Raw genomic sequence first — 22,415 nt, 5'->3', positions numbered from 1 at the left:
CTTTTGAACTGAGGTTAGCAAACAAAAACGAGCATGTCAATGGATTGTTTTGTCGTATAAGGGGTTAGAGAGGGGAGGGCTGCTGTCGAAATGAATGGGGATAAAGGGGGTGAATTGACTTTCATTGTGGTAACGTTACCAAATTAGCGTTGAATTCCGTTTGTCTTTCGGGTAAAATCGATCCATAGCCATGTTATCGGACGGATTTGGAGGAATTGGGCGTGAAAACCAAAATAACGATTACCGAAATCGCTCAAAAAAGCGGCGTGTCCGTTTCAACCGTATCGCGTGTACTGAATAACAGCCCGTCGGTATCCCCGAAGAAGCGGGAGAAAATCCAAAGGATCATCGACGAATACAACTATACGCCGAGCGTGTTTGCCAGAGGGATGGTCAATCATACGACGCGCAATATTGCTGTTATTTTACCGGATATTACGAATCCGTATTTCGCCTCGCTGTTTCAACAGGTCGAGCGCTTTGCGCTGCAGCATCAATACGCCACGTTAATGTTTAACACGATGTTTGTGCGAGGGGAGCAGCGGCCAGCCGAGGAGCTGACGGAAGCGGATTATTACAAAATCGCGCTCGAAAAGCAAGTGGATGGCGTACTCATTCTCGGCGGGAGCATGGATAAGGAAGAAATTTCGGGCGAATTTTTGCAGGCGCTAAACCAGATGCATAGCCAAGTGCCAGTCGTGATCATTGGCAGCCGCGTTGAGGGATGCGATTGCTTGTTCGTCGAACGCAATCTGAAGCAGGGCGTTACGGCGATTGTGCATCATTTTGTCGCGCTGAATCATGAACGGATCGGGTTTATCGGGGGGCAGCCGGGCATTCGGATTACGTCGGCCCGCGTCGAAGCGTTTCAACAGGCTTTGTCCGCATTAGGCAAACCAGTAGATCCGCGGCATGTGGTGCTGTCCGATTATTATGCACAAGACGGGTATAGCGCGATGAACCAACTGCTCGATGCAGCTGGGGGAGCAGATTCGACTTCACAGCTGCCGACCGCTGTTATTGCCATTAACGATATGGTCGCCCTCGGCGCTATTCGTGCAATGAAGGATAGAGGGCTGAACTGCCCTGAGCATATAGCGATTGCTAGCTGTGACCAGTTCCCATCGGGTGAATATAGCGTACCGCGGCTGACTTCCTTAGACCAGCATAATGAATATTTGGGAAGGATGGCAGTGCTGCAGCTTATTAACGCTATTAATGGTTCAGAGGAAGAAATCAACATTAACCATACGCCAGAGCTGATGATTCGCGAATCTTGCGGGGGCGTGAAGACAGTTATGCAGATGACATAAGGACAGCGCGAGACAGCCAGGCAGCTAGCGCGAAGGCAATAAGCGCAAAGACAGCAAGCACAACGGCAACAAGCGGGCAGAATGAAGCCTATTAGCCACGTTAGAGATAGTACCGTCCACCGAATCGATTATGCCACCGAAGCAATTCTGGTTCAGGAGTGCCGTCTCCGCTCATATAGTGAAAGAAACGAGTCGAGGCGGGGATGCCATGAAGGCAGACAGCAAGGACGGAGCTGGGGAGAGCAGCAAGCTTCGGGCGCTGACCCATTTTTTGAAACCGGAAGGCCCATTCAATATGTTCGTCCGATTCATCAGCCCGAATCCGAGAACGCCCTCTGTTCCGCAATCGAAAGCGCCGGCCATTAGCGGGACGGCTTTCGTTAGCCCGTTCGTGAGCATAATCGGCGATGTTACTGTCCGGGATAATGTGTTCATTGCGCCTTGTGTCAGCATACGGGCTGATGAAGGGACGCCGTTCTATATCGGCAGCGGCTCTAACATTCAAGATGGCGTTGTGCTGCATGGCTTGAAGGATGAACATGTTACCGTTAGTGGGCGCTCATATTCGATCTACATTGGCAATGGCGTCACCTGCGCGCATGGTGCACTTGTGCATGGCCCATGTGCTATAGGCGACCATGTGTTTATTGGATTTCAGGCGCTCGTGTTCGATGCGGAGGTTGGCAACGGGGCGTTTATTTCGAATCAGGCGGTTGTTACAAACGGTGTGCGCATTCGCGAGAACCGGTTCGTTCCGCCGGGGGCAATGATTGATACACAGGCAAAAGCGGACCAATTGGGCGAGGTTCCCACAGACCAGAAGCAATTCGTTAAGGGCGTGCAGCGCGTCAATCAAGCTTTTCCGGCAAGCTATAACATGCTGTTCGGCAGCAAGCGATGCAGCTGTGGATTAGCGAAGCATCATTAGCCCGGCGATCGGATTCATAGTTGCAAATATGCAAAAAAGCAGAGCGGTTTCGGCTCTGCTTTTTTGCATTGCGCTGCGCCAGCCTACAGGAGAGGCCAGCGCGCCCTTCAGCGCGAATAGGGCAGAAAAACCTGCCCTAAAGGAGCGGCCAGCGCAATCCGGCGCAGCCTACTCTTCGTCCTCCAGAATCAACACGGTCACCGGATTCGACTGCGCAGCGCTCGGCACACGACGGCCGTCCGGTGCTACGTAGTCGAATGTGATGCTGGAGGTGTTAACCGTTAGCGGGTTTTCTGGCTCGCGAACGGCGCGAACGGCGAAGGTGACGCGCAAGCTGTTTTTCGGTCCAATCGTGCCGAGCGTAATGCCAAGAGCAGGATTAGCGCCCGGCGCGGCCGCACCGCCAACGGTTAGCGTTCCGTCGATAAACGATAAGCCATTTGGCACGATATCCTGGAGCACGACGCGATCAAATGGCGTGTTCCCGGGGTTGGAGACGTCGACCGTATACGTAACTACACCGCCGACGAATACTTCGCTAGCGCTAACTGATTTGACAACAGTAGGGGGAGCAAGCACGACGACCGTGACCGGATTCGTCAAAATTCGTTCGTCGAAGCTTCTGCCATCCGGCAGCGTAAATTGCAACAGCATGTTGCCTTGGTTGACGAGTATGCCCGAAGGTGGGTAAAACTCGACTTTGAGCTGGAAGGTGATGACGTTCGTGATGCCGGCTTCAATCGTTCCGAGGAACGTGCCGGTGAAACGATTCGCGCCTGGAACCGGGAAACCGTTTAGCGCGACGCTATTTTCAACGAATGAAGTGCCTTCCGGCAAAATATCAAACCACGTCGCCAGCGAGTTGAAGCTCCCGCTGTTCGTTATGGTGGATCGGTAATTAATAATATCGCCGACGAAAACGAACGGCTGCAGCGCTTGCTTGGTGGCAGTAAGGGAAGGCTGCGTAATGCTTACGCTAACCGGATTAGACACGGCTGTCTGCTCAACGCCGTCGCTTGTAAACCGAGTAGTCGATACATCGCTAATCACGCCCGAAGGAGGCACGGCAACGACCGCCACTTGAAACGTAACGACCGCGGTGCCGCCTGCAGGCACCGTGCCAATGTTAATGCCAGCGGCTAAATCTCCCGCGATTGGAACGCCTCCAAGTTTTAAGCTGCCGGATACGAACTGGCCGCCAGGTGAAGAGCTGTCGGTGACGATCGTATTGAGCGAATCGACTGCGCCAAGGTTCATCACTTGAATCGTGTAGGTCAGGACGTCGCCGATCGCCGCAGTTGGGCTCGATACGGATTTCGCGATGCTTAGCGTAAATTGCGTATTTTGCACGATAACAATGTTGGAAAGGCCGTCCCCGGGCAATGTTGGGCGCCCTGGCGGCGTATAGGTGAAGGTTTCATTAGCTTGGTTGACATAGAATTGATCCGGTGGCGACGCTGTCATGAGCACATCGTAAGACACTACAACAGAGCCGCCAGGGGCAATCACTCCGACTGGAATGCCCGTTATCGGGCTCGCTGCGGGAGCGAGGGCACCATCGATCATGACGGTGCCGGGCACGAAAGCGGAAAATGCGTTCAACGGATCAAACACGATGGCGCTGTCATAAGCAATCGATCCTGTATTCGTTGCTGTTATGCTGTAGTTCACGACATCGCCGACATTCGCAGTGGCAACGCCAGCACGTTTGATGAGCGAAACCCCAGGAGTAACGACCGGAATAGTAACGGGATTGGACATTGACTTCAAAGTTTCCGTGCCCGCAGTGAACGTGACGGTGGCTTGGTCGGTGAGTGTGGCTGGATCGGGCAGGGAATCGACCTTCAATTGAAAAGTAACAATGGCGCTGGCGCTCGGAGCCAAAGTGCCAACCAGAATGCCTGTCAATGGGCTGGCACTCAGGTTTGGATTGCCGCCGACGGTAACACTGCCAGGGACGAAGGAGGAGCCAACTGGAACATTGTCAGTAACGACGACTTGCGTCAGCGGGAAGGCATTATTGTTTGTGAAAGTAACGGTATAGGTGATGGTTTCCCCGACAATCGCGCTTGGCAAATCCGCCGATTTGACCGGAGCCAGCATCGGGCTCGTCACAGGAATGTCTACTGGATTGGAGATGACGACGCCTGGTATTTTGCGCCCATCGGGCAGTTGAGCGATGAAATCCGTTTTAAATTGATTATGAATCAGATTATTCGGTGGGCTGGAGGTTACGAGAAGCTTGTAGTTGATCGTGACCGTCTGCACGAGATTAAGTACGCCGACATCGACCCCGACGTTCGGATTATCGCCGGGCTGATTAACCCCGTTAACAAATACGCTGCCTGCGACGAAGGTGGTTCCAGCAGGGATCGGGTCAGTAATGATGGCTGTAACCGCAATATTGCCTATATTCGTCACAGATAAGGTATAGGTAATCGTATCGCCGATGATCGCACTCATTAGGTCGGCTGATTTTTCGACGACGATAAGCGGGAGAATAATTGGGATTTTGACCAAGTTGGAAGGCACGGATGTTGAGGTTGGCTGCGAGTCGGGCGTCGGCTGGAAGGTGAATGCTGCGAATGCCTGATTTACTAATTGAGGCGGCTCTGGAACCGACACAACTTGCTCATCAAACATAATGGTTACGGTTGTATTAGGGGCTATCGTGCCGATCGGAACGCCTAATGACGGGTCGGCGGCGAGCATCTGCACCCCGTTAACAAACACGCTGCCGGGCACGAAGGTTGCGCCGTCAATCGTTCCGTCGAAGAGGACGACGGCGGTGGCATTTACCTTGCCCGTGTTTTTGATCTTAACGGTGTAGGTGACAACATCGCCTACAACAGTTACGCTGCGATTGGCTGATTTCTCGACCTCTAGAATAGGCTGTTGGATGTCGATTTGAATGCCGATGGAGTCAACGAGGTAGCCATCGCCGTTGGTCGTTAATCGGAATACAGCTGTCGTCTGGGCATTGTTGAGGGTTGGGGAAATCGTCACGTTCGTAATATCCCAGCCTTGGCGTCCGCCAATAATGTTGAAGCCGGGTTGCCCGTTGACTTGGTTGCGAGTGCCGAAGGTGCCGCTCGTATCGAGTGTTCCATCGTCCTTATTCAGCTGCGAAGCGAAGAAGTTGTTTACGAAGTTATTCGGTCCGGATAGCGTCATTAATGAGCCGGAGGTTGGACCGAACAGCATTTGGTCGCCGGTTTTATTGGCGTCGCCTTCTTGTGCGCCGACAAGCGCCCGTCCGTTCAGCGTGCCGAGGAATGGCGTAGCAAAGCCAGAAATCGGCGTGTCGACGGGACCTGATGTTGCCAGAATGACGGTCGCCCCGACTCTCAGCGAAAGATTGCGCAGCGGCAGCGAAGCGTTATGGTAATAGACCGCAAGCGTCCAGCCTGCATGGTTGGAGGTAGGGTCTGGAATGACAATTGTGCCGACGACGCCGCTCGTCGTATAGGTGCCAGCGCCTGCGCTCGCGACTAAGCTCGTCACATCAGCGGAGCGGACATAGGCGGAGACCGGGGTTCCGCCCGGGTCATTGCTGACCACGATTTCCATTGCGGTAGCGGCAGCAGGCGTGATGCTGAATGTGCCGGCGGGCGTTTGGAAACCGACAGGATCATCGATAAATGCGCTCAGATTAACGCCGTTATTAATATAGGTGCCTCCCCAGATCAGCTCCGCGTAGACGACGGTTGAACCTAGAGGCATCTGCAGGACAGCCGATGAGCTGTTTAACGTGTAATTGCCGGTCGTTCCCGCGGGATAGGTGCCAAATGTCAGTCCGGTATTGGTCGTGACGAACGCACCGATGCTGTCGACCGTTCCCGGCACGGCGACGGAGTTCGAGCGGCTAAGGCCGAGGGTGTTGCCTGTAAACGTAGCTGCTCCATTCGTATTCAGGAAAAATCGGTTAACGAAAGGCATTCGTCGCCAGCCCCCTTTTACATAACTAACTGATATTTATGCAAGGTGCAATGAAGTAGAAGGAGAGAATGCAAAGAAGGGAAGGGCCGATTGCGGCACCTTCCCTTTTTCAGCCTATTCGGCATTATCGGCCAAAATATACCGTCTCGCCCGTACGCGCGGACGTGTAGATCGCTTCGAGAATTTCCGTTACGACGAGCGCTTGCTCCGGCTTCACGATCGGCTCGCGATCGAAGCGTACCGCATCGATCCAAGCTGCGCATTCTACGTCGATATCCTTCGCCGAGGCTCCGTCATAGAACGCAACGCCGCCTGCCTTCAGGTCGACTTCTTTTACATATAAGCGCCCTTCTTCTTCCCCATTGAAGCGGAGGCCACCCTTCATGTCCGCGCCGCCCTCCGTGCCGCAGAGGGTGCATTTTGCCTCGTCGATGTCCAATGAATTAAGCGCCCAGCTCGCTTCAAGCGAGATCGTTGCGCCGTTTTCCATTTTGATAAAGCCAACCGCTGAGTCCTCGACCGTGAATTTCGCCGGATCCCACGGACCCCAAGCGTTAGCGGCGTTTTCCTTGGAGCCGAGCTTATGGAAGACGGAGCCCGTAACGGAAACGGGTTTATAGTTGTCCATCATCCATAAAGTCAGGTCGAGGGCATGCGTGCCGATATCGATAAGCGGGCCGCCGCCTTGCTTCTCCTCGTCGAGGAATACGCCCCAAGTCGGAACGGCGCGGCGGCGAATCGCATGTGCTTTGGCATAGTAGATGTCGCCGAGCGCGCCTTTCTCGCACACTTTTTTGAGATGCTGGCTATCTGGGCGGAAGCGGTTGTTGTAGCCGATTGACAGTTTTTTGCCTGTCCGCTTGGCCGCTGCCAGCATAGCTCGCCCTTCTTGGGCTGTCTTCGCCATCGGCTTCTCGCACATGACGTGCTTGCCAGCTTCCAGTGAGTCGATTGTGATGAAAGAATGGGAGTCATTCGGCGTTAACACATGCACGATATCGATACTCCCATCGAGGAGCAATTCTTTGTAATCCGTATATATGCGAGAGCCCTCGCTGCCGTACTGCTGTTGTGCAGCTGCGGCGCGCTCCTCTTCAATGTCGCAGAAAGCTACGATTTCCACATGCTTGTTTTTGCTCAATGCTGGCAGATGTTTGCCGTTGGCGATGCCGCCGCATCCAATGATGCCTACCCGTAATAGACCGCTCATAGTTGTCCTCCACGTCAAGCTGGATTTGATTACGCCCTAACTATAGGTTTGGCTCCTATTGGGAGTCAATATGGATAAGGAAAAGTTGTCCTTAATGTCGCGATTATATAGTTTTTATGTCTTTAAGTTCTAGTGTTCGTATGCTATACGGTGTGCTAACTTAGAATAAAGTCGTAAATGTGAAGTTTTTATTGTAAAGGGGCGTTCGCCAACATGATAAGAGTCGCTATGCTTAGTTACTGGCATGTACATGCCTGGGATTATACAGAAAACGTATTAAATCACCCGGATACAGAGGTTGTTGCGGTGTGGGACGAGCTGCCTGAACGTGGGGCGGAAGCGGCGGCTAAGCTGGGCGTGCCATTCGTCGCCAATTTGGATGAGCTGCTCGCAAGGGAAGATGTCGATGGGGTCGTGGTCGATACGCCAACGAATATGCATCGTGACGTGATCGTGAAGGCAGCGTTGGCTGGTAAGCATATTTTCACCGAGAAGGTGCTGGCGTTAACGACAGCGGAAGTGAACGCGATTCTAGCAGCTATGGAGAAAACTGGCGTGAAACTGACAGTATCGCTGCCGCGGTTGAACGATTGGTATACGCCAGCCATTGAGCAGATTGTAAACAAAGGGCTGCTGGGTCGCATCACGTATGTGCGCGTACGGTTGTCCCATAACGGCGCAACCGCCGGATGGCTTCCAGAGCACTTCTATAACCGTGAGCAATGCGGCGGCGGCGCTTTGATCGACCTTGGCTGCCACCCGATGTATCTGGCGCGGCTCTTCTTAGGCATGCCGGTGCAAGTGAGCGCATCGTTCGGTTACGTGCTAGGCAAAGAGGTTGAAGATAACGCGGTAGTGACGCTGCTTGGCCTAAATGGCGAGATTGGCGTAGTCGAAGCGGGTTTCGTGAATGCACATTCGCCGTTTACAATTGAGCTTCATGGCACGGAAGGGTCGCTGCTATACGGTACGCCGGATGACCGGATTATGTATCGGAGCAGCCATACGGGCGAGCAGCAATGGCTCGAGGCTGATCGCGGAGTGGGCCGCAGCTCGGCGTTCGAGCAATGGGTCGGCCATATTCAGCGCAATACTGCCGCATCGGATAACATCCGAATGGCGCAGGAGCTGACCGCTCTGATGGAAGCAGCTAACCGTTCAGCAGCCGAGAAGAGGGCGGTACAGCTTGATGAGCTTATCTGAATTAAGCCATCGCCCGTATCCATTTGCAATTATGCAGGAGAAGATGGATGCGCTAGAGCGTTTAGAGCTAAATTTCAAGTGGGGGCGGTATGGGATTCGGGTGCTCAAATGGCATCTGACGACGTTTAAGCCTGGCCAGTTGATTAAGTTTCATAAGCATTCGGAGTTTGAATTTCATTTCATTCCGCGAGGCAAAGGCAGCGTAACGCTTATTGACCAGACGTACAAGCTGGGCAGCGGCATGTTTTATTTGACGGGCCCGGGCGTCGTCCACCAACAAACAGCGGATGCGCGAAGCGGCATGGATGAATTGTGCCTGCATGTGGACATTACGCCACTTCCCGGCAACCTATTATCAGAAGAGTGGGGAGCGGAGTGGGAAAATCGTGAGTCGGAAGCGTGCATTCAAGCGCTAAATGGTTTTCCGCTTCGCCCCTTCATGGACCAGCACGATGCGATGGCGAGCTTCCTGCAAGCGTATATGGCATGGCGGTCTGGCGAACTGGGCGCGTATACGACGATTCGGCAATCGCTTATTCAAATATTGATCCGGGCAGCCAAAGCGACGGTGGACCCGAATGGGCAGCAACTGCTGCCGGCGCGGGACATTCAGGCCCATCGCTTCGAGATGGCTCTGCAATACATGCATGCGAACTATGCGAGCCCGCTCACGTTACAGGAGGTGGCGGATCGCATTCAGATTAGCGTTCGCCAGCTGCAGCGCATTTTCAATAAGTTCGGCATTGAGTCGTTTAGCAGCTACTTGGAGGCGTTTCGGCTGCAGCGCATTTGCGAGGATTTGGTTGAAACGTCGAATACGGTGGAAGCGATCGCAATTAGCCACGGGTTTATGAATAGTAATTATTTGTTCCAAGTTTTCAAGCGGCAGAAGGGTTTGACCCCTCTTGCGTACCGTTTGAAGCATACGCGCAAGACGGATGAACGGCCGAATCCACAACCTTAGGGGTTGTGGATTTTTCTGCTTTTAACCGATAATAATAAAATTCGAAATGTTCATGGAGGGATTATCTGTGTATAGAGTGCTGTTGGTCGATGACGAGATAGATGTTCGCGAAGGCCTCGTGCAGGAAATCGATTGGGAAGCAAACGGATTTACGATCGTTGGGACCGCAGAGAATGGCAAGGAAGCAATGGAGATGGCGGACCGCCTAGCGTTGGACGTTGTCATTACGGACATCAGCATGCCTTTCACGAATGGGTTACAGCTGGCGGAGTGGCTGCGCGCCCATCATCCGCTCATTAAGATTGTCATTCTCACCGGCTACGATGAGTTTGATTACGCGCGGCAAGCGATTCGCCTGAGTGTAGATGAATATTTGCTTAAGCCGTTCTCTTCTGAAAGCTTCAGGGAGGTTTTGCTCAAAATCCGTGACCGAATCGAAACGGAAGTCGCCGAGCGTGAGGATATCCGCCAACTGCAAGAGCATTATCGGACGAGCCTGCCTGTGCTGCGCGAAACGTTCCTCGCCACGCTGCTTACGCGCAAGCTGCCGCGGTCGAAGATCGAAGAGCGGATGAATCATTATGGCCTTCAGCTGCTGGGCTCGCGTTATGCGGCTGCGGTCATTGCCCTGCATCCTTTGGATGATAAAGCAACGGAACAATCAGGGCACTCGCTGCGGCAATCGGGCGATCTGGATCTCATGCTGCACGCAATGCTGAACATCGCCCGCGAACTCGTTGATTTGAATGGGATTGGAACCGCTTTTATTCATCAAGATAGCATTGCTGTACTAGCCATTGACGCGCATGCGGGGGATAAAGAGGGCTGGCTGGTTAACGTGCAGGAGACGCTCGGGAACATCCTGAAGAGCATCGTCCACTTTTTGAAGCTGCCCGTAACGATTGGCGTCGGATCTGTCGTGACCGACATTGCGGATGTCAAATATTCGTATGGCGATGCTTTGCTTGCGCTGGATTATCGCCTGGTGCTGGGCTCGGAGCGAGTCATTTATATCCATGACGTGGAAGGGCGCGGGTATGAGAAGCTGCGGTTCGATGAGTTGAAGGAGCAGGCACTCATTCGCAGCTTGAAGCTAGGGACGGCGGAGGAGCTGGAGGAAGCGGTCGAGGCTGTATTCTCAGAATTGCTGGAATCGAAATATGCCTACAGCGATATGCAGGTTTATCTGCTTGAGGTTGTAACGGCCGTACTGCGGACGGCGAAGGATGCGGATGTCGATCTGGATGGCCTGTTCGGCGCTGGCTTCCAGATGCATGCCGAGATATTTAAGTTTTCTGGGCTGCCTGAGGCGAAGCGGTGGTTCCATGATCTTTGCCAGCGCCTGATGAAGCATATTGCGAGCAAGCGGCAGCACACGTACAAAGATATCGTCGAGAAGGCGATTCAATATACGAAGGAGCATTATGTTGACCCGGACATGTCGATTCAGGTGCTGTGCGCTTATCTGCACATCAGCACAGGCTACTTTAGCGGATTGTTTAAGAAAGAGGTCAAAATGACGTTCGTGCAATACCTTATGCACACTCGCATGGAAGCGGCGAAGGAAATGCTTCGCACAACCGAGCTGAAAGCGTTCGAGGTGTCAGAGCGCGTTGGCATTTCCGATGCGAATTACTTTAGCTTCTGCTTCAAGAAACAGGTTGGCATCTCGCCCAAGGAGTACCGAAGCCGGATTCTTGCTTCTGCTGCGGAAGGGGAGCAGCAAACATGAGGCGCGGCGGCAGCCGCTCGGCCATCCTGCCGTTACGGTGGGGCGAATGGGTGCAGCGAAGCAGCATTCGATCGATTATATTGTGGTCGTTTTCGCTCTTTATTTTATTCATCGTAGCCATCGTAGCGGTATTGCTTTATAACAAGTTTTCGCGAACGGCCGAGCAAAACGTTTATTTGAGCACGCAGCAGATTGTGGACCAAGTGAGCTACAATCTTGAGGATTACGTGGACGGCATGTCCCAGTTATACCGGACGATAGAGAAAAAAATGCTGACCGAAGGGCAGTGGGATGACGCGGAGTTGACCAAGCAGCTCGATACGATCATGGACAGCCGCGACGATCTTGTATCGATTGCACTGTTCGACGCCCAAGGGTCGCTATTGCGCAACCATCCGTCACTGCCCGTCCGGGCAAGCGCCCATGTGTCGCAGCAGAGCTGGTTCCACTCGGCGATTCGGGTGCCGGACCATCTGAGCTTCTCGCTGCCGCATGTGCAAAATTTGTACAACGGGACATACAAGTGGGTCGTGTCGATGAGCAAAGGCATCACCGTTATGCATGGCGGCAAACCGATGAATATTGTGCTGCTGGTCGATATCAATTTCAAAAAAATTAATCAGCTCAGCAGCCGGATCAGCCTTGGCAAGAAGGGTTATGTTTATATCATTGACGAGGGCGCGGGCAATATCGTCTTCCATCCGCAGCAGCAGTTAATTTACATGGGGCTGCGTAACGAGAGCGTGGAGCAAGCGCTCACCTCGGTTGCGAGCTATACGGATGAATCGGATGGCGTGAAACGGTTAAATACGGTGAAGTCGGTGCAAAATATCGGCTGGAAGGTCGTAGGCGTCTCTTACCTGGATGAAATTATGACGACCCGCCAAGAGGTAAACCGGTACATGGTGCGCGTCGTTGCGGTCGTGCTCATTATGGCGATTCTCATTTCCATGCTGCTTGCTGCTATGCTGACCCGGCCGATTCGGCGGATGGGCGTGACGATGAAGGCGGTGGAACGCGGGGACTTCGAGGTTGAGCTGCCGGTGCAAGGTCCGCTTGAGGTTGTGCAGCTTGCAAGCCGATTTAACCTGATGCTGGATAAGATCAGGCAACTGATGAAGCAGATCGTCTTCGAGCAGGAGTCCAAGCGGAAATATGAGCTGGAAGCGCTGCAAGCGCAGATTAACCCGCATTTTCTATACAATACGCTCAATTCAGTCGTTCGTATGGTCGGCATGAGCAAGAACGAGGATGTCATCACGATGATTACGTCGCTGTCCAAGCTCTTCCGCATCAGCCTTAGCAAAGGCAAGACGACGATACTCGTTCGTGAGGAGCTGGAGCATGCGCGGCATTATTTGACCATTCAGCAAATGCGGTTTAAGCGTAAGTTTGCCTTCACCATCGATGCGGACGAAGAGGCGCTAGACTGCAGTACGCTGAAGCTGGTGCTGCAGCCGTTGATCGAGAATGCCATCGTGCATGGCATTGAATATATGGTGGACGAAGGGCTCATTCAAATTCGTGCAACTGTAGAGGGCGGGCTTCTTGTGCTGGTCGTTGCGGATAATGGAATCGGAATGTCGCCGCAGAAGCTGGCGGGCATTTTGGACCGGACGGATTCGAATGATGCGGTGCGATCAAGCGAACCATCTTTGGAGACGAGTGCAGGTTCGGGCGTTGCGGTGCATAATGTCCATGACCGTATCCGGCTGTATTATGGCGCGCAATATGGGCTCAGTTATGAAAGTGAGCAGGAGGAAGGGACGACGGTGCGCGTAACGATGCCGATCGTGCGGGAGCGTGACGAGGAGGTGCAGGGGGATGAAGCTTAAGGCAAAAGGTTTCGGCAGATGGAGGATCGGAACCGTGCTGTTGTTCCTGCTTGTTCTGATATTGCTGCCGGCATGCGCTGCTTCGCAGCTTACATCAGAGGCGCCGGAGACGCCTCGGCGTATTGTGCTAGTTGCCCCCGTTCATGCGAGCGAGCAGGGCGAGGCGATGCGGCTGGGCGCGGACGCTGCAGCGAAGGAATTCGACGCACAGCTGGAATACATTGCATTCGAGCCATCAGATGATGCGGATGAGCAGCTTGCTGCTGCCTTGCGGGCCGTGAACGACGGCGTGTCTGCCATCCTCATTGATCCGGCGACAGAGCAGGTTTTGTCAGAGGTGGCAGCGAAGGCATCGGCCAAAGGCATGCCGGTCGTGACACTGAACGATGTCCGGCAAGCCAAGGGCGTGCAGGCAGCGGTATCGGTAGACAATGAAGAAGCGGGGCGGCAGGCGGGAGAGGCGATGGCCAAGCTGTTGAATGGCCGGGGGACGGTCGTCATTCTTCGTTCGGACCGAATTGATCCCGATCTGGTGCAGCGGGAAAGCGGCATTCGGGCTGTGCTTGCAAGCTATAGCGGAATTTCGATGGCGCAGAGCGGCGCATGCGGGAATCAGAAGGATGCTTGCTGGGAGGCGGCGAAGCAGCTGCTTGACGGTGGGCGAATCGATGGTGCACTAGCACTGGAGTCAACGGGCTCCTTTGGGTTATCCAACGAGGTGAAACGGCTAGGCAAGCAGGGCCAGATTAAGCTAGTCGCCTTCGGCAGTGATACCGGCCAGCTGGAGCTGCTGCAAGACGGCGTTATTCAACAGCTAGTCGTACAGAACGGATTCAGTACCGGCTACCTTGGCGTGCAGCAGGCGGTTTCCCTTCTCTCGAATGCACGGGATGATAAGCCTATTTTGCTGGAGACAAAGGTTATTAATGCAGACAACATGTTTTGGATGACGAATCAGAAGATGCTGTTTCCTTTTATCCAATAGCTTAACGAAAACCGCCGTAACTATAAAAATGCGCATAACGTTCGACGAAGTAATGAGAATTTCGATAGAAAGCATGAGAATTTTACATTCGAATCCAGCCGTAAATGAAGCATAATGTCGTTAGACGCTAAGCGAAGCGCACGAAGCACACAAAGCTAAAGGCTGCTCGATAGCGAACTACAGAGGTCTCCAGGGAGGTCAATACAGATGAAAAAGACTAAAAAGACGTTGATGCTTGCACTTATGACAGGGGTTATGCTTACGGCTGCAGCTTGCGGCAACAGCGCTTCTAAGACAGAAGACAGTGGCAGCGGCGGCGACACGGCAGCAGCTGGAACGCCAAAGCTTGGCGTAGCAATCTACAAGTTTGATGACACGTTCATGACGGGCGTTCGTAACGCAATGTCCGATGCAGCAAAAGGCAAAGCAGAGCTGGACATCGTTGACAGCCAGAACGCGCAACCAACGCAAAACGAAAAAGTCGATCTGTTTATCTCCAAAAAATATAAATCGATGATCATCAACCCAGTTGACCGTACGGCGGCAGGCGTTATCATCGACAAAGCAAAAAGCTCGAACACGCCAGTTGTCTTCCTGAACCGCGAGCCGGTAGCTGAAGACATGAACAAATGGGACAAAGTATTCTATGTAGGCGCGAAAGCAGAAGAGTCCGGCACAATCTCCGGCCAACTGATCGTTGACTACTGGAAAGCTAATCCTAAAGCAGACAAAAACGGCGACGGCAAACTCCAGTACGTTATGCTGACTGGCGAGCCAGGGCACCAAGATGCTGAGCTCCGTACGAAATTCTCGGTACAAGCGATTCAAGACGCTGGTATCCAAGTTGACAAGCTCGCTGAAGATACAGCAATGTGGGATCGCGTAAAAGGCCAAGAGAAAATGCAAGCGTTCCTCGCTTCCAATGGCGACAAAATCGAAGCGGTTCTCGCAAACAATGACGACATGGCGCTCGGCGCAATCGAAGCATTGAAAGCAGCTGGCTACTTCACTGGCGACAAATACATCCCAGTTGTAGGCGTTGATGCAACAGCTCCTGCTATCCAAGCGCTCCAAGACGGCACGATGCTCGGAACGGTGCTTAACGATGCGAAGAGCCAAGGCGCAGCTTCGGTAGCAATTGCTACGGCACTGGCTAAAGGCGAAACGCCAACGAAAGAAAACATCGGCTTTGACATCACTGACGGCAAATATGTATGGATTGCATACAAAAAAATCACCAAAGACAACATTGCTGACGCGCAATAAGGAATGATGGGGGAGGGGCAGCGGCATTTTGAAGCGTTGCCCCTCTCGCATTCCGTGCGAGGGCTGGTCAAGTGGGAGGGATAGAGAATGGCGGAGCAACATGTACTGGAGATGAAAGGGATTTCGAAAGCCTTTCCCGGCGTGCAAGCGCTCAGTAATGTAACACTGAAAGTGAAGCCCGGTACCGTGCATGCGCTTATGGGAGAGAACGGAGCAGGGAAATCAACACTGATGAAATGCTTGTTCGGCATCTATAAGCCGGACGAAGGCGAAATCTTTATCAATGGCAGCAAAATGGCGATTAACAACTCCAAAGATGCACTAAACAGCGGCGTTTCAATGATTCACCAAGAGCTGCACCCCGTTCCTCACCGGAACGTAATGGAAAATATTTGGCTCGGACGTTTCCCGACGTTTGGATTCGGTCCGCTTAAGCTTGTTAATGAAAAGCGAATGTACGAGGATACGCTGCAACTGTTCCGCGATCTGGAAATTGATGTTGATCCGCGCGCTCGGACGGGCTCGCTGTCGGTATCGAAGATTCAATCGCTGGAAATTGCGAAAGCTGTTTCGTTTAACTCCAAGGTCATCGTCATGGACGAGCCGACCTCCTCGCTTACGGGGAACGAGGTCGAACAGCTGTTCAGCATCATTAATCGGCTGCGCAAGCGCGGTGTTTCTATTATTTATATATCGCACAAAATGGAAGAGATCCTGCAAATCTCCGATGAGGTTACGATTATGCGGGACGGCAAATATATCGGCACTTGGGATTCGAGCGAGCTGACGACAGACCTGATCATCTCCCGAATGGTAGGGCGTGACCTGACAGAGCGGTTCCCAGAGCGGACGAATGTGCCGGGCGAGACACTCATGAATGTCGAGAAGCTTTCGTCACCGAATCCAAAATCGTTCCAAGACGTATCGTTCGCGCTTCGCCGCGGCGAGATTCTCGGCTTGGGCGGCCTTGTCGGCGCGCAGCGTACAGAGCTGATCGAAGCGCTGTTCGGCCTTCGTGGCGTCGCTTCCGGTACGATTAGCATTAATGGCAAGCAAGTGAAGATCAAGTCTCCAGCTGACGCCAAGCAGCATAAGATCGCACTGCTCACAGAGGAACGCCGGGTTACAGGCATCTTCCCTGTACTGTCCGTCTACGAGAATACGATTATCGCAAACTTGGGCCGTTACCAGAACAAGCTCGGATTAATCAAGGAGAGCGAAGGCAGGGCAGAAGCGCAGCTGAACGTAGAGAAGCTGCGGACGAAGACGCCTTCGGTTGATACGCAAATTCGGAACCTGTCCGGCGGTAACCAGCAGAAAGTGCTGCTGGCGCGTTGGCTGCTAACGGAACCCGATATTCTGCTGCTCGACGAGCCGACGCGCGGCATCGACGTCGGTGCCAAATACGAGATTTACTCCATCATTATCGAACTCGCCAAGCAAGGGAAAAGCATCATTATGATTTCCTCTGAGATGCCGGAATTGCTGGGCATGTCCGACCGGATTATGGTCATGAGCGAAGGGCGAATGACAGGCATCGTAGAAGGCAGCAAGGCAACCGAGCAAGAAATTATGCGGCTGGCGGCACAGCAACGATCGGCAGTTACAGGAGGGAATAAAGCATGAACACGCATCCATTATACAAAGTGAGAAATTATTTGGCGCAGAGAGCAATCTTCGTCGTGCTCATCTTGCTCGTCATCGGCATTGCAATCGCTGATCCAAACTTCTTGGCTTTCTCGACGTTTATTAACATCTTGCAGCAATCGTCGACACGGCTTATAATCGCATTGGGCGCAGCATTTGTCCTTATTACAGGCGGTACGGACTTGTCGTCAGGCCGCGTAGTCGGACTAACAGCTGTTATCTCAGCATCGATGCTTCAGATTGATACTTATGCGAACAAGTTCTATCCAGACTTGCCGCATCTGTGGGTAGGGATTCCGGTTATTATCGGCATCATCGCGGGCTTGCTCGTAGGTTTGGTTAACGGCTTGATCGTCGCGAAGCTTCATGTCCCTCCGTTCATCGCAACGCTGGGCACGATGGTCGGCATTTATGGTTTGAACTCGCTGTACTTCGATATGAAACCGAACCAATCGCAGCCAATCGGCGGCTTGCGTTCAGACTTCATGAAGTGGGGCTCGGGTTACTTCGATCTAGGCGGCGGCTATACGCTACCGTATATCGTTATCATCGCTCTCGTAGTAGCACTGATTTGCTGGGTTGTTTTCAATAAGACACGCCTTGGCAAGAACATGTATGCAATCGGCGGCAACGTCCAAGCAGCACATGTATCCGGCATTAACGTTGCACGTAACTTGATCATCATCTATGCCGTATCCGGCGGGCTTTATGGCCTAGCAGGCGTGCTGGAAGCAGCGCGTACGGGCGGCGCAACGAACAACTACGGCAACATGTATGAGCTTGATGCGATCGCGGCTTGCGTAGTCGGCGGCGTATCTACAGCAGGCGGCGTCGGTACGGTACCGGGCGTTGCAGCAGGCGTACTCATCTTCGGCGTTATTAACTACGGTTTGACGTTCGTAGGCGTAAGCCCATACTACCAGCTCATCATTAAAGGGCTCATCATCGTTGCGGCAGTTGCATTCGACATCCGCAAATATATGGCGAAAAAATAATTTCATAACATATCGTTCGTAATCGGCCGCAGGTGTTTTTTATCTGGCGGCCCTTGCGCGTGTATATAGACAAAAACTTGAGGGGGGCTTCAGGTGACAAAATCGTTCCGTTTCTCGCTAGGCCGCAAGCTGACCGTCGCTTTCGTGGCGGTGTCGCTGCTGGTATGTGCGACCGCAGGTATCGCCTACCTATTTATGAACAAGCTGGACCGAAATTACACGGCATTAATCGATTCGTATTCGCAAGCAATGGAGACTGTTTCTGCAATTGAGATCGACGCGCAGCACCAGCATGGCTTGCTGTTTAGTTACTTGGTCGATCCGACGGCGGATAAAGCGAAGCAAATGGAAGAGCTGAGCAAACAGCTCGGTTCGCGAATTGAAGGATTGGGCGCAGATACTGGCGTAGAGAAGCGGGACAAAGCCGTACAATCGCTGGAAGAGTCGAATGCGACATTCGGGCGTCTGCTTGTGAAGGTACGGGGTTATGTGGAGCAGAAGCGCGTTGATCTCGCGAAAACGGAAGCGTCTATGTGGGCGATTCCGATCACAGACCAATTGAATCAATCAGCCGAACAACTGGGGGAGGCAGAGAAAGCCTCGCTGCAGCAGAGGCTGAGCGATTATAAGCAGGAATCGAAACAGACGGTCAATACGCTCATTCTGTGCAGTGTAGCGGTTCTTGCATTTGCCATTCTCATCGGCCTTATTCTATCAAGGCTTATCGTTCGCCCGATGCGGACGATGGTTCGGACGGCAGGTGGCCTTGCTGCGGGCGACCTGACAATTGCGTCCGTCGATGTGCGCAATCGGGATGAGATTCTGGACTTGGCATTGGCGATTAATAGCATGAAGGACAATTGGCATGCCATGATTAGCGAGCTAGGGCAGCATGCTGGCAAAGTAACGGAATCAGCGGACAAGCTGCGCCAGCAATCGGATTATATTATGCAGTCTTCGGATCAGATTTCTTCGATTATGGGCGAGATTGCGGTTGGAACGGAGAAGCAGGTGCAGGGGGTTGACCGCGGCGTCACAGCGGTTGGCACGATGTCGTCTGGAGCTGGCGCAATCGCGGAATTGGCGGAGCGTGCAGACCAACAATCCGCTTACGCGTTGCAGGCGACGCGTTCAGGCGAAGAAATTGTATTATCGACAGTTTCGCAGATGCATGCCATTCAAGAGCAGATGGGCAGCCTCGGATCGTTCGTTGAGCGCCTGGGCATTCGCTCGGAGCAAATTGGCGAGACAGCGAGTTTGATCGCGAATATCGCCAAGCAGACGCAGATGCTGGCGCTTAATGCTTCGATTGAAGCTTCACGTGCAGGCGAAGCGGGTAAAGGCTTCGCGGTTGTAGCGGATGAGGTGCGCAAACTGTCCACGCAGACGGGAAACGCAGCTTCGGCCGTATCCGAGCTTGTTGAAGGCGTTCGCACCGAAACTGCTTCGGTTATGAAAGCAGCCGATGTCAGCCTTCGGGAGGTAACGGCTGGCATGCATCGCGTAAACCAGACAGGGGAAGTGTTCGGCGGCATTCGCCAAGCGATGGAAGACGTTGCTAGCCAGATTAGCAAAGTTGCAGAGCGCGCGAATGCGCTTGTCGCGCAGTCAGATATGGCTGTCCACGCGATCCAGACGATTGAGCATGTTGCCCAACAGGCGGCGGACGGCTCCCGTGAGGTATACGCCCATACGGAGGAGCAGAATGCGGGCGTTCAAGAGATGATCGTGGCGATGGACGGGTTATCGGCCTTGGCTGGCGAGCTTTCGGCGATGATTGGGAAGTTCAAGGTTTAGTAGAGCAGCAGATTGTGATAAAACGCACACCAAGCAGCCTCTTTCCTTCACTGGATAGGGGCTGTTTGGCGTGCGAACAGCGCTTCTGGCGTAATTTCGGCAGATGCCACAGACTCAGATTCGATCCCCTCCAGTTTTAACGGACCTGACAGCCGTTATATCCCTCTATTTGGGCCGATTGCAAATGTAACGGACTCCACAGCCGTTATTTAGTCTATTTGCTGCCTCATGATGGTGTTTTTAGCCGAATAACGGCTGCTGAGTCCGTTAGAACAAAAAAACATCTGTTTTTGGCCAAATAACGTCTCCTCGGTCCGTTAGAAATAGACAGTACGGCGGCACCCCATATTCTCTCTTACTAGAAACATCCAGTTTACTGTTAAGCGTGACAAGCATAACGGAGCACAGTTTGCTTAGTTGTGTCTTGCTGCACATGTGTCTTGCCATGACTCTCATGTCCTGCCATGACTCTCATAGAAGGGTGTATATGTTTGAATAAATATTTCTCCTAGTGTTTTACTCGGGTATTGACAGTATACCGACCCGAATGCTAAGATTAGCCCCAATAAACGGAAACGAGAATCGTCTCTCGCCAAGAGTGATGATGAATAATAGAGCCGAGCAGGCTGCGTAGAAGGGGTGTTGGGCATGGGATCCGTGCTTGAAATTCAGGAAGTGAACAAAACGTTTCGAGGGGACAATGGCTCTGGCGTGCATGTGTTGGATCGGCTGAGCCTAAACGTAAACGAAGGCGACTTTACGACGATAATCGGGCCCAGCGGTTGCGGCAAAAGTACGCTGCTGAAAATCATCGCAGGCTTGGACACCGATTTCGAAGGCCAAGTGCTGCTGGAAGGCGAGCGGGTTGTTCGCCCCTCGCAAGAGAAAGGGTTCATTTTCCAAGAGCATCGGTTATTCCCGTGGTTAACGGTTGAGGGCAATATCGCAGCCGACCTGTCGCTGAAGGACCCTGCGATTCGCCAACGGGTCGATGAGTTGATTCAGTTAGTGAAGCTCACCGGATTCGAGAAGGCGTACCCGAGACAGCTGTCCGGCGGGATGTCGCAACGGGTAGCGATCGCAAGGGCGCTGCTTCGCAAGCCGAAGGTGCTGTTGCTCGATGAGCCGTTCGGCGCATTGGATGCATTCACGCGCAGCCACATGCAGGAGGCGCTGCTCGATATTTGGGAAACGAATAAGACGTCGATGGTGCTCGTCACGCATGACATTGATGAAGCAGTGTTCCTGTCCACGCGGGTTGTCGTATTGGATGCGAAGCCGGGCCGGATCAAAGATATCGTGCCGATCGACTTGCCGTATCCGCGCAAGCGCACGAGCCGGGCTTTCACGGAGCTGCGTACGCATGTGCTCAGCAAGCTAGAGCATACGGAGCAGGAACAGGACGCTTACAGCATTTAGGCAGAAAGAAGATTCTATTGTAGGAAGAGGTTGAGAGAGATGTCGACAACCGTACAGGCGGACGCGCGCAAGCAGGGGGGCGTTTTGAATAAGCCAGCGTCAGTGAACAAAGCGCGATCAGCCAAATGGAAGCTAGCCTACAGGGCGGCACTGATCCCGGCCATCATTCTTGTATTATGGCAATCGTTGAGCTCTTATGGGGTGATTTCGCAGCAGCTATTCTCGTCGCCGCTGCTTATATTGAAGCAATACGTTTCGTTAATCGCCGACGGCGAGTTAGGGCGCCATTTGCGCATCAGTGTTGTGCGGGCATCACTAGGCTTTCTTATCGGCGGGGGCAGCGGCCTGTTGCTCGGGTTGTTCGTCGGAATGTCGCGGCGGGTTGAGGAATACGTGAATCCGACGGTTCAAATGATTCGCACCGTTCCGCTGCTGGCCATTACGCCGCTCTTCATTATGTGGTTCGGCTTTGGGGAGCTGTCCAAAGTGCTGCTCATCTCACTTGGCGCATTTTTCCCGCTCTATGTGAACACATTCCTCGGTGTCCGCAACGTGGACTCGAAGCTGTTCGAAGTGTCGCGCGTGCTGCAATTCAGCCGTTACCGGCAGATCGTGAAGCTGATCATTCCCGCGGCGCTGCCGAACATCTTGCTCGGCGTACGGCTGTCGCTTAGCATCGCGTGGCTCGTGCTCGTGGTGGCGGAGCTAGTTGGCGCGGAATCTGGCGTAGGCTACATGATCCAGGATGCCCGCTCGTTCATGCAGACGGATGTCGTGTTCGTCGGCATTACGATTTTTGCGGCCGTCGGCAAGCTTTCGGACTCCTTGGTCCGTTTGTTAGAGCATCGCCTGCTTCGGTGGCAGGATAGTTTTAAAGGATAGAAGGAAACAGCGGTGGACTAGGGCTCTGGAGAGAGCGTATCGTCCGCCGCTTTTTTATTGAGCAACTGACGGGTGAATAGGGGAGGAATATCTGCCTTATTGGCGTCGTTGAGCGGCTGACGGGTGAATAGGGGAGGAATATCTGCCTTATTGGCGTCGTTGAGCGGCTGACGGATGACGTACAATAGTCTGTGTACCATGATCTGGAGTATTCCCAGAACATAAAAAAGTAGGGTATCCTCGGGGTTGCTGAGACCACCAAGAAAGGACCCTACTCGATGACTACTATACCCGAAAATG

General features: G+C 53.1%; 16 protein-coding genes. 13 read left to right on the top strand and 3 right to left on the bottom strand.

What is annotated here, in order from left to right:
- Positions 1-221: 221 nt before the first annotated feature.
- Both GON22_RS23010 and GON22_RS23005 read left to right on the top strand, forming a co-directional pair.
- Entirely contained in the window at positions 222-1,313 is a 1,092-nt protein-coding gene (locus GON22_RS23010; protein WP_160398452.1) for a substrate-binding domain-containing protein, read from the top strand.
- Between the two features lie 208 nt (positions 1,314-1,521).
- Positions 1,522-2,241: a carbonate dehydratase gene (locus GON22_RS23005; RefSeq protein ID WP_160398451.1), complete on the top strand. Its 720-nt coding sequence runs from the start codon at positions 1,522-1,524 to the stop codon at positions 2,239-2,241.
- A 168-nt stretch (positions 2,242-2,409) separates the two neighbouring features.
- On the opposite strand, the gene GON22_RS23000 is transcribed toward GON22_RS23005, so the two are convergent.
- The gene (locus GON22_RS23000; RefSeq protein WP_160398450.1) at positions 2,410-6,180 is read right to left on the bottom strand and encodes a DUF11 domain-containing protein; all 3,771 of its coding nucleotides are present in this window, start codon (positions 6,178-6,180) and stop codon (positions 2,410-2,412) included.
- 124 nt (positions 6,181-6,304) lie between these two features.
- Positions 6,305-7,390 carry a Gfo/Idh/MocA family protein gene (locus tag GON22_RS22995; protein ID WP_160398449.1) on the bottom strand — a complete coding sequence of 362 codons (1,086 nt, stop codon included), beginning with the start codon at positions 7,388-7,390 and terminating at the stop codon, positions 6,305-6,307.
- Between the two features lie 213 nt (positions 7,391-7,603).
- Between GON22_RS22995 and GON22_RS22990 the strand changes: the two genes are divergently transcribed.
- From GON22_RS22990 to GON22_RS22940, 11 genes are all read left to right on the top strand, one after another.
- On the top strand, positions 7,604-8,593 hold the full coding sequence (locus tag GON22_RS22990) for a Gfo/Idh/MocA family protein (protein ID WP_160398448.1): 990 nt from the start codon (positions 7,604-7,606) through the stop codon (positions 8,591-8,593).
- A complete protein-coding gene (locus GON22_RS22985; protein WP_160398447.1) occupies positions 8,580-9,557 on the top strand; it encodes an AraC family transcriptional regulator in 978 nt (325 codons plus the stop codon). Before GON22_RS22990 ends, GON22_RS22985 begins: the two co-directional genes overlap by 14 nt.
- A 67-nt stretch (positions 9,558-9,624) precedes the next feature.
- Positions 9,625-11,289, top strand: a complete 1,665-nt coding sequence (locus tag GON22_RS22980) for a response regulator (RefSeq protein WP_160398446.1) — start codon at positions 9,625-9,627, stop codon at positions 11,287-11,289.
- Positions 11,286-13,124 carry a cache domain-containing sensor histidine kinase gene (locus GON22_RS22975; RefSeq protein WP_160398445.1) on the top strand — a complete coding sequence of 613 codons (1,839 nt, stop codon included), beginning with the start codon at positions 11,286-11,288 and terminating at the stop codon, positions 13,122-13,124. Before GON22_RS22980 ends, GON22_RS22975 begins: the two co-directional genes overlap by 4 nt.
- Positions 13,114-14,109, top strand: coding sequence for a substrate-binding domain-containing protein (locus tag GON22_RS22970; protein WP_160398444.1), 996 nt, complete (start codon positions 13,114-13,116; stop codon positions 14,107-14,109). The genes GON22_RS22975 and GON22_RS22970 overlap by 11 nt, the downstream gene beginning before the upstream one ends.
- A 207-nt stretch (positions 14,110-14,316) precedes the next feature.
- On the top strand, positions 14,317-15,375 hold the full coding sequence (locus GON22_RS22965; protein WP_202113462.1) for a galactose ABC transporter substrate-binding protein: 1,059 nt from the start codon (positions 14,317-14,319) through the stop codon (positions 15,373-15,375).
- A gap of 87 nt (positions 15,376-15,462) precedes the next feature.
- Positions 15,463-17,001, top strand: a complete 1,539-nt coding sequence (locus tag GON22_RS22960; protein WP_160398443.1) for a sugar ABC transporter ATP-binding protein — start codon at positions 15,463-15,465, stop codon at positions 16,999-17,001.
- Positions 16,998-18,017, top strand: a complete 1,020-nt coding sequence (gene mglC, locus GON22_RS22955) for a galactose/methyl galactoside ABC transporter permease MglC (protein WP_160398442.1) — start codon at positions 16,998-17,000, stop codon at positions 18,015-18,017. Before GON22_RS22960 ends, mglC begins: the two co-directional genes overlap by 4 nt.
- Before the next feature lie 93 nt (positions 18,018-18,110).
- Complete coding sequence (locus GON22_RS26625; protein WP_160398441.1) at positions 18,111-19,814, top strand: methyl-accepting chemotaxis protein; 1,704 nt, start codon at positions 18,111-18,113, stop codon at positions 19,812-19,814.
- 648 nt (positions 19,815-20,462) lie between these two features.
- Positions 20,463-21,233 carry an ABC transporter ATP-binding protein gene (locus GON22_RS22945; RefSeq protein WP_160398440.1) on the top strand — a complete coding sequence of 257 codons (771 nt, stop codon included), beginning with the start codon at positions 20,463-20,465 and terminating at the stop codon, positions 21,231-21,233.
- Positions 21,234-21,272: 39 nt separating this feature from the next.
- On the top strand, positions 21,273-22,115 hold the full coding sequence (locus GON22_RS22940) for an ABC transporter permease (RefSeq protein ID WP_160398439.1): 843 nt from the start codon (positions 21,273-21,275) through the stop codon (positions 22,113-22,115).
- Positions 22,116-22,132: 17 nt separating this feature from the next.
- On the opposite strand, the gene GON22_RS26275 is transcribed toward GON22_RS22940, so the two are convergent.
- Positions 22,133-22,415 (bottom strand): hypothetical protein (locus GON22_RS26275; protein WP_237179313.1); only part of this gene is annotated, 283 nt, incomplete at its 5' end.

Source organism: Paenibacillus sp. MMS18-CY102 (assembly GCF_009789195.1).
In the GTDB taxonomy this organism is placed as follows: domain Bacteria; phylum Bacillota; class Bacilli; order Paenibacillales; family Paenibacillaceae; genus Paenibacillus_T.
Note: the sequence above shows the minus strand (reverse complement) of the source record. Positions and strands in the feature narration are given on the sequence as shown.

What these genes read in the sequence shown, in the direction of transcription:
- GON22_RS23005 (WP_160398451.1), top strand. Translation starts at nt 1,522, where the DNA reads ATGAAGGCAGACAGCAAGGACGGAGCTGGGGAGAGCAGCAAGCTTCGG.
- GON22_RS23000 (WP_160398450.1), bottom strand. Translation starts at nt 6,180, where the DNA reads ATGCCTTTCGTTAACCGATTTTTCCTGAATACGAATGGAGCAGCTACG.
- GON22_RS22995 (WP_160398449.1), bottom strand. Translation starts at nt 7,390, where the DNA reads ATGAGCGGTCTATTACGGGTAGGCATCATTGGATGCGGCGGCATCGCC.
- GON22_RS22990 (WP_160398448.1), top strand. Translation starts at nt 7,604, where the DNA reads ATGATAAGAGTCGCTATGCTTAGTTACTGGCATGTACATGCCTGGGAT.
- GON22_RS22985 (WP_160398447.1), top strand. Translation starts at nt 8,580, where the DNA reads ATGAGCTTATCTGAATTAAGCCATCGCCCGTATCCATTTGCAATTATG.
- GON22_RS22975 (WP_160398445.1), top strand. Translation starts at nt 11,286, where the DNA reads ATGAGGCGCGGCGGCAGCCGCTCGGCCATCCTGCCGTTACGGTGGGGC.
- GON22_RS22970 (WP_160398444.1), top strand. Translation starts at nt 13,114, where the DNA reads ATGAAGCTTAAGGCAAAAGGTTTCGGCAGATGGAGGATCGGAACCGTG.
- GON22_RS22965 (WP_202113462.1), top strand. Translation starts at nt 14,317, where the DNA reads ATGAAAAAGACTAAAAAGACGTTGATGCTTGCACTTATGACAGGGGTT.
- GON22_RS22960 (WP_160398443.1), top strand. Translation starts at nt 15,463, where the DNA reads ATGGCGGAGCAACATGTACTGGAGATGAAAGGGATTTCGAAAGCCTTT.
- mglC (WP_160398442.1), top strand. Translation starts at nt 16,998, where the DNA reads ATGAACACGCATCCATTATACAAAGTGAGAAATTATTTGGCGCAGAGA.
- GON22_RS22945 (WP_160398440.1), top strand. Translation starts at nt 20,463, where the DNA reads ATGGGATCCGTGCTTGAAATTCAGGAAGTGAACAAAACGTTTCGAGGG.
- GON22_RS22940 (WP_160398439.1), top strand. Translation starts at nt 21,273, where the DNA reads ATGTCGACAACCGTACAGGCGGACGCGCGCAAGCAGGGGGGCGTTTTG.